General features: G+C 26.0%; 8 protein-coding genes. All 8 read right to left on the reverse strand.

Annotated elements, in window-relative coordinates:
* Positions 1-3: 3 nt before the first annotated feature.
* Positions 4-1329: an N-acetylmuramoyl-L-alanine amidase gene (locus tag HMPREF0629_RS05205; protein WP_009222300.1), complete on the reverse strand. Its 1326-nt coding sequence runs from the start codon at positions 1327-1329 to the stop codon at positions 4-6.
* 56 nt (positions 1330-1385) lie between these two features.
* The gene (locus HMPREF0629_RS05210) at positions 1386-2378 is read right to left on the reverse strand and encodes an AIR synthase family protein (protein WP_255263829.1); all 993 of its coding nucleotides are present in this window, start codon (positions 2376-2378) and stop codon (positions 1386-1388) included.
* A 231-nt stretch (positions 2379-2609) separates the two neighbouring features.
* Positions 2610-3935 carry a hypothetical protein gene (locus HMPREF0629_RS05215; protein WP_009222302.1) on the reverse strand — a complete coding sequence of 442 codons (1326 nt, stop codon included), beginning with the start codon at positions 3933-3935 and terminating at the stop codon, positions 2610-2612.
* Positions 3932-4633 (reverse strand): A24 family peptidase, encoded by a 702-nt coding sequence (locus HMPREF0629_RS05220; protein ID WP_009222303.1) that lies wholly within the window; start codon positions 4631-4633, stop codon positions 3932-3934. The genes HMPREF0629_RS05215 and HMPREF0629_RS05220 overlap by 4 nt, the downstream gene beginning before the upstream one ends.
* On the reverse strand, positions 4633-4992 hold the full coding sequence (locus HMPREF0629_RS05225; RefSeq protein ID WP_009222304.1) for a competence type IV pilus major pilin ComGC: 360 nt from the start codon (positions 4990-4992) through the stop codon (positions 4633-4635). Before HMPREF0629_RS05225 ends, HMPREF0629_RS05220 begins: the two co-directional genes overlap by 1 nt.
* Before the next feature lie 11 nt (positions 4993-5003).
* Positions 5004-6185: a type II secretion system F family protein gene (locus tag HMPREF0629_RS05230; protein ID WP_009222305.1), complete on the reverse strand. Its 1182-nt coding sequence runs from the start codon at positions 6183-6185 to the stop codon at positions 5004-5006.
* Positions 6182-7633 carry a GspE/PulE family protein gene (locus HMPREF0629_RS05235; protein ID WP_039856670.1) on the reverse strand — a complete coding sequence of 484 codons (1452 nt, stop codon included), beginning with the start codon at positions 7631-7633 and terminating at the stop codon, positions 6182-6184. The genes HMPREF0629_RS05230 and HMPREF0629_RS05235 overlap by 4 nt, the downstream gene beginning before the upstream one ends.
* An 11-nt stretch (positions 7634-7644) precedes the next feature.
* The coding region (locus HMPREF0629_RS05240) for a topoisomerase DNA-binding C4 zinc finger domain-containing protein (RefSeq protein WP_039856671.1) at positions 7645-8318 on the reverse strand (674 nt) is incomplete at its 5' end.

Raw genomic sequence — 8318 nt, forward strand, 5'->3', positions numbered from 1 at the left:
CTTTTATTTATCACCATATTTGTTGACATAGTTTTTAATTCCCTTAAACAATCCATTAGCAAGTTTATCTAAATAATTATCATCAACAATATTTTTATAATCTTCTTCATTAGACATAAAGCCAAGCTCTGCAAGTGCCGAAACATTTTTAGTTTTATTTAATACTACCAAATCAGGTCTATTTTTTAACCCTCTACTGCTACAACCAGTCTCTTCTATTAAAGCTTTTAATAATTCATTAGCAAAATGCTTTTGTTCAACTGTCTTTATTTTTACTTTGCTTTCAGAAGCATAAAGTACTTCTATGCCTTTTGCTTCTTTATTATCTGAGCTGTTGAAATGTATAGATAAGAAAATTTCTGCACCATTATCATTTGAAATTGCAGCTCTATCTACGAGTTTAATAAATTCATCTTCGGTTCTTGTTATTATTACTTCATATCCTTCTTCTTTTTTTAACAGTTCATATAATCTACCTGCTACTTTAAGATTTAACTCTTTTTCTGTAAGTCCGCTTTCCATAATAGCTCCGGAATCTTTTCCTCCGTGACCCGGATCAATAACTATTGTTAAAGGACCATCTATTTTAAATCGTTTAGTTATAACTCTTTCCTCTTCTTCTAAATCAGGTATGCTAAGACCTGCAGCCTTATATGCTTCTTCTTCAGCTGTTTTATTCAACTGATTCGTTTCCATTTTTTCATAATTTGAAGTAAATAACGCATTATTACCATTCAAAGATTTTACTCCCTTATCTGTGTTATTAAGGGATGCAGTTTTTATTTTTTCTTTATCTTTAGATTTAGTTTCTTCTTTTTGAGCTTTAGATGTTTCTTTTTTGGAACTTAAAACACTGGCTGTTTTTGTTTCTCCATTCCAGTCAACATCATATCCAAACGCTTCAGACAAAAATCTTAAAGGTACCATTGTCTTTGTTTCAATTCTTGGTTCTTTATATTCTGCAAATTTTGGTATAGAATTTTCCTCAAGTTTTGTTTTAACTCCATTTATATAAATAATATTACTTCCTATTTTTAATTTTATTTCTTTTTGACCAAGACTTATGCTTGCACTTTTTGTACTATTATCCCACTCAACATCAGCTCCTAAACTTTCCGTAAGTTCTCTTATAGGTACAAAAGTTCTGCCTTTATCTGTATATGCATTAAAAGCCATGTCAAGCTTAGTTTTATTTACCTCTACATTTACCATCTTTACAGATACATCTTTTCCGTCAATAGTCACATCAAACTGCGAATCGGCATATACCTTGTCGGATAGTAAAAATAGAAATGTAAGTATAATTAAATATATATATTTATTTCTCATAATTCCTCCTTGATTACTATAGTTATAACATTAATATATTGTCAAAGTCAATAAATTTATACTATCTTATATAGTTCATCAACAGTGGCTTCTAATACTACCTCTCTATTTTCTCCTTTGATTAAAAGATCTGAGCCTTCTTTTATAATTCCTATCTCAGTAATTAATATATTATTTTTTTCACATTTCAACTTAAATTCTAAAAAATCCTCTTTACTGAATATAAAAATCATACTCCCACTGGAAATAAATCTAAATACATCTATATCAAAAATTTTTGATATTTTCTTAGTGGAATTTTTTATGGGAACTAAATTTTTATCAATTTCAATAGCTTTTTTTATTACATTGCTACTTTCCCACAAGGCTCCATAAAGTCCACCTTCTGTTATATCATGCATAAATTTTACATTATAATCCTTAGCTATTTTTGATTCATTAACTACAGAAAGCATTTCTGACATACTACATATTTCTATTTTATCTTTTTTACTTAAAATTTTATCAAGCTCATTCTTTCTTTCATTATAAGCAATACAAGTCCCTTCTATTCCTATATATTTCGAAATTGCAATTACATCTCCCGATTCTATTCTATTGATCTTAGGTAATAACTCCCGTTTTACCTTACCAAGTACTGTAGTTGTTACTACAATTCTATTTACCGCATCAGTAACCTCCGTATGGCCTCCGACTATATTGAGATTAAGTTTTTCACATTCTCTACTTGCATCTTTTATAATTGCATCAAGTTCATCAAGAGTTGCATTCGGAGGAAGCAATACACTTATTAAAACACCAACCGGTTCAGCACACTCGCAGGCTATATCATTACATGACACATTAATCGCAAGCTTTCCTATATCATTTGTAGCGCCGGTTATAGGATCAGTCGATGCAACTATCAAGTTGTCTTTAAAATCTAATACAGCAGTATCAACACCAATGTCTGCTCCAAATAAAACTTCATCTCTATTTACTGTAATATTTTTTAAAACATAATTTTTTAGTTCTTCATTTGATAATTTCCCTATTTCCAATTTATTCATCCACTTCTATTTTAATTTGACTATAAAATAATCTCTAAATAGAATTTTATCACATTATGTATTTTTATCAAATTACAACAATATTAAATATATAAATCAATTGATTTACTAACTTAAATTAAAAAGAGCAACCTTAGTTGCCCTATATAAATATAATTAATTTACAAATGTAATTACCGAAGATTTTTATCCTCTTTACTTAAACTTGAATATATTTCATAATAGTACTCTTCAGTTCATTATCTCTATCTTTATTTTAAATTTAATTACTCCATCTTCAATATCCGACTGCAATAATTCACTTTTATGTTTAATATCTCCTAATATTTTTTCAATCTTCTTTTCATTTTTTGCTATTCCATTTACATACATTGCATTATAGTAATAGTAATCTGTAAATAATATTTCATCATCTTCCAAATCCTCAAGTTCTAAAAATAAATCCCCAAAATCAACTGCCGATTTTTGTTTTTCTCTCAGTTCATTATCTTCTTCTATATACTTTAACAACTTTTCATTTTTCTGTTTAAGTTCATCATAATTTAACTCTGAAATTCTATTATCTAATATTTCCTTATTGTTGTTCAATTCGTTAAGTTCACTTTCTCTTATATTGATATTGTTGGAAATATAAATGTATAACAAGAAATTTAACACAAAAAATATTAAAGCATAAAAATATATTTTGCTAACTTTTTTCTTTTGTTCTTTTATAAAATTTAACTTTTTATTAGGATTAAATTTTTTATAATCTATTTCAAAAAAATATTCATTACTAATCTTTTCTAATTCAGTTTTAGTTTTATCAATTATTAAATTTCCGGTAAAAAGTGTAGCTCCATACTCTAATGATTTATTTATCAAATTTATATTTTTATACAAAATTAAATCAAAATTGTTTTCGATTTTTAAAATTGTATTACCTTCAAATTCAACAAACTTTTTTTCCATAATATCTTTAGATACAAAATATTCCAAATTATATTTATTAAATATCTCATAAAAATCAGCATTGTAAATACTCTTATTTACATCCGAATTTTTAATTAAAGTATGTCCAAAGTTTAAACTTATAAAATTTGTAAATTTTGTATCTTCACAAAAATCATTAAAAAAATAAAATCCTTTTAATTTTTTATTGAGGTTTTTAAATACATCCTCAAAATCAGCTATAAAATCTTTCCGAGCAACTCTAACATCTACATTTATTTCTGAATTTATTGTATAAGTATATACAAATTCATATTCAGACAATTTTATAGGAAGCAAATTTTCTATCTCATATCCTATCATGCTTCTAATATCTTCTTCGCTGATTTTAGGAAGTTTTAATTTTAAACTGAATATTTTAGATGATTGATTGAAAATTATAAATTCTTTTTCAGATATATCATTATTTTCAAAAAATTTTTTTAGTATATAATACAAATAATTTTTATCTACTATAATCCCATCAATTAAAATATTCCTTGGTATTTCTACCCTTTTCATAAAATTATTACTTATAAAGTCAAAACAATAATCATCAAAAATTAAATATGCAAAATTCTTACTCATATTATCACCATTAATATACTTATTGCTATATATGGACAAAATGCTATTTTCTCTTTTGCTCCTTTATTTTTTAAAAATACTAATAATATTACTACAAATGCCGCAACCATAAAACTATTTCTAAAGATTTTAAAAACTTCATAAAAATTTGTAGCAAAAAATCCTGATACTGCTCCTAAAATAACATCTGCCTCTCCCATTGCTTTTGACAAATAATATATTAAAAAATAAATCATTCCAAGCAAAACCATCATCTTAATGCTATTTAACATAACATCTCCATAATAAATTTTAATAAAAAATTCAGTTGAAAATAATGCAAAAATATCAATTGTATATACTGCTTTTTCTCTAATATCTGTAACAGAAATTATTAATAATAAAATTAATTCTAATAGCCTCAATAAAAATTTAAATTGAAATCCATAATTAATATACAATATAGTAGTTAATATCGCCATTATAATTTCACACATAAAAATATATACAGGTATTTTATTTTTACAATTTTTACATTTTCCTTTTAAAATAATATATGACAGTATTGGAATATTATAATAAAAGGGAATTTGTTTACCGCAAATTTCACATTTTGATCGTCCGATTAAAAAGCTTTTTAAATTTTTTCTCCTATAAATATAGGCTCCTATTGCAGAGCCCAAAATACTTCCAAAAATAAAAACTATTATGTATAACATTACTTCTCCACTTCAAGATTTTTCCCATTAACTTTAACAGTTCCGGGAGTTACTGTTATATTTGAATTATCATCAACACTTATTTGAAAATTTTCCTGATTTAGAGCTTTAGCTGGTTTTGGAATTCCATTTTCAAAATAATCTGATAGTTTTTCTATAGTTACATTTTTTTCGTTAGGATGTTCTATGAGATATAAAATAGCTGCATTTTTTATTTCTTTTACATTCACATTGTGAGCCGCTGCTTGTGCTGATAAATTTGATTTTTCATATTTAGGAACTGCTATAGATACCAAAATTAAAATTATTGCAATAACTACAACTAATTCAACCAATGTAAATCCTTTTAATTTTTTCATAAAAAACCTCCTTAAATTCTATTAACTAAATCAAACATAGGCATTGCAATTGAAATTACTATGAATCCAACAAATATAGATAATACTAATATGATTATCGGTTCTACAAGCGAAACATATTTTTGACTTTTAAAATATATTTCATGCTCATAATAATCATCTAATGCTCTAAGAATATTATCGAGCTCAGAAGTTTCTTCTCCTATGTTTAACATAGATAATGCCGCTTCAGAAAACAATCCCGTATTTCTCAATGAATCTGATAAACTTATTCCATCATACAAATCTCTAATTGCATTTTTTATATGTTCCTTTACAACAAAATTTTCTGTTGAATCTATTATTATTTCAAGAGAGTTAGACATTGTAGCTTTGGACGATATTAAGTAGTTAAGCATATTTACAAATCTCTTAACAATTATTGTCTTATAAAATTTATTCTTTAACTTAATTTTATCTAATGTGTACCTTCCCCTATAAGTTTTAAAAAATATTTCTAATAAAAGAATGGCAATTAAAAAATTTAAAATTATTATAATAATATTCTTATTTATAAATGTGGATATATTAATCAATATCTGTGTAATATACGGAAGCTCTGCACCGGAATTTTTAAAAACTTCTGCAAATGTAGGTAATATATTTAACATTAAAAAATTCACTATAAAAAATGTAACCACAAATAATAAAATCGGATATGATAAAGCATTTCTTATTTTTTTATCAAGCTTAACTTTATTTAAATAATATTCTGACAAATTTTTTAATATTAGTATCATATTAGATGAATTTTCTCCAACTCCTATCATATTTACAACTAGATTTGGAAATTCTCCACTTTCTTTTAAGGCATCGCTTAACGGTTTCGCCGAAAGTAAGTCTTGATATACTTTTTTTAAAATCTTATTCTTTTTACCGCTATAACTTTTCAATAATACTCTAAATGCAGATGGAATTGTATTTTTTGCATTAACCAATACATATAGTTGATATAATAAAATATGCAAATCTTCATTATTAAATGTTCTTCTCTTTAATACTATATCCACATTAATTTTATTTATCTCAACAATCTTAATAGGTCTAAGATTTCTACTTCTTAAAATTGATATAGCCTCTTTTTCTGAATTTGCCTCAAGTCTATCTTCTATTAAATTATCTTTAAAATCCAATGCTTTGTATTTAAAAATCATAAGTCACCTATAGTAATTATATTTTTATATACCTCATCCAAAGATGTAATTCCTTCAAGTAACAACTCTTTCATAGATTCTTTTAAAGAAATCATATTATGTTTTTTACATAACTTTCTAAATTCAGTTAAACTGATAGATGAATTTAGAGCTTCTTTCAATTCATCATCCAAAATTAATATTTCAAATACCGCTTTTCTTCCAGCATATCCGCTATTGGCACATTTAGGACAACCACATTTTTTATATATTTCCATTTCTTCATCAAATATATCTATATATTTTTTCTCTTTAATTTTACAATCACAAAGTTTTCTTACTAATCTTTGTGAGATTATTCCTATAATCCCGGCAGATATTAGATAACTTTCTATTCCCATATCCTTTAATCTATATATTGCTGACGGACTATCATTAGTATGTAGTGTACTGAGCACTAAATGTCCTGTTATTGAGGCTCTAAGAGATGTACTTGCCGTTTCTTTATCTCTTATTTCACCAACCATTATTTTATCCGGATCAAGCCTTAATATTGTCTTAAGACCTGAATTAAAATCAAATCCGACTTTCTCATTTATTTCTAACTGATTTATACCTTCGATTTTATATTCAACAGGATCTTCTATAGTAAGTATATTTATATCCTCACTTTGAATTGATTTAAGTAAAGTATACAGTGTAGATGTTTTTCCGCTACCGGTAGGACCACATACCAATATCAGACCATTGGGCTGCTTAATTAGAGTTTCTACAGCTTTTAGTTTGTCTCCATGTAATCCGATTCCCTTCTTAGTAAATAAAACGTTTTCTCTATCTAAAATCCTAAGCACTACTTTTTCAGAATATATTGTTGGGGTTATTGCAACTCTTATATCAATATTCTTTCCTAAGTAATTAAAACTAAACCTTCCGTCTTGTGGTATATTTTTTACAGTATAATCTAAATTACTGAGAACTTTAATTCTATTTATTATAAATTTAATTACACTCTTTTTTATCTCAAATAAGTCCATTAAAATTCCATCAATTCTAACTCTAATGAGCGATGAATTTATAAGTCCATCAATATGTATATCAGAACATTTATTTTCTATTGCATAAAAAATAATATTATTTAAAAATTCAGATACTTTGGATTTTTCTCCAAGTTCTAATTCTCCACTTTCTATTTCTACTCTAGATTCAAAATCTTCAAGTGAACTTTTAAGTATGGACATATCAGAAACAGAATATACACTCTTCCTATGATTAATTAATTCTTCATCACTACAAATTTCAAATGTTATGGTTTTATTCAAAAGTATCTCCAAATATAGCTGTGTATTCTGATCAATTTCAGTTGACCAGAATACGATATTACTATTATTTTCTAATTTAGGAACTACATTGTATTTCATAGAAATATCTTTATTTACAATACCAATAACATTATCAGATATAAAGTTCATATTAATCTCCATTACTTTTCAACATAATTACAATCTTTATTGCTACATTTTATCAAATTGCCCTTTTTGGTTACTACTTCTGTTAAAACTTCTCCACATTTAGGACAAATCTTATCTATAGGTTTATTCCACGTTACAAAATCACATTTTGGAAAATTGTCACATCCGTAAAATACTCTTCCTTTTTTACTTCTTTTTATTACAATATCTCCTCCACATTTAGGACATTTTAAACCAATTTTTTCAACTAATGATTTAGTATTTCTACATTCAGGAAATCCGGGACATGCTAAAAATTTTCCATATCTTCCCATCTTTATTACCATATTCCTGCCACATTTTTCACACTTTATATCGGTTTCTTCATCACGAATTTCAATTTTTTCAATTTTACTGTCAGCTATTTTTAAATCTTCTTCAAGTTTAACATAAAAATTCCTTATTAAATTTCTCCATTCTAATTCACCATCAGCTATTTTATCAAGATCAGCTTCCATATTAGCAGTAAACTGCTCATTTATTAAATCAGAAAAATTATCACACAAAATTTCATTAACCGTTATCCCAAGTTCAGTTGGAAGTATTTTTTTATCTTCTATCACAACATAATATCTTGAAAGTAATGTACTTATTATCGGTGCATAAGTAGACGGCCTTCCTATAGCTCTTTCTTCCAAAAATTTAA

This window comes from Peptoniphilus sp. oral taxon 386 str. F0131 (assembly GCF_000090945.1).
Taxonomy (GTDB): Bacteria; Bacillota; Clostridia; order Tissierellales; family Peptoniphilaceae; genus Anaerosphaera; species Anaerosphaera mikwangii.

Bases quoted from the DNA above. Each gene is read 5' to 3' on its own strand.
- HMPREF0629_RS05205 (WP_009222300.1), bottom strand. From the start codon at position 1,329: ATGAGAAATAAATATATATATTTAATTATACTTACATTTCTATTTTTA.
- HMPREF0629_RS05210 (WP_255263829.1), bottom strand. From the start codon at position 2,378: ATGAATAAATTGGAAATAGGGAAATTATCAAATGAAGAACTAAAAAAT.
- HMPREF0629_RS05215 (WP_009222302.1), bottom strand. From the start codon at position 3,935: ATGAGTAAGAATTTTGCATATTTAATTTTTGATGATTATTGTTTTGAC.
- HMPREF0629_RS05220 (WP_009222303.1), bottom strand. From the start codon at position 4,633: ATGTTATACATAATAGTTTTTATTTTTGGAAGTATTTTGGGCTCTGCA.
- HMPREF0629_RS05225 (WP_009222304.1), bottom strand. From the start codon at position 4,992: ATGAAAAAATTAAAAGGATTTACATTGGTTGAATTAGTTGTAGTTATT.
- HMPREF0629_RS05230 (WP_009222305.1), bottom strand. From the start codon at position 6,185: ATGATTTTTAAATACAAAGCATTGGATTTTAAAGATAATTTAATAGAA.
- HMPREF0629_RS05235 (WP_039856670.1), bottom strand. From the start codon at position 7,633: ATGAACTTTATATCTGATAATGTTATTGGTATTGTAAATAAAGATATT.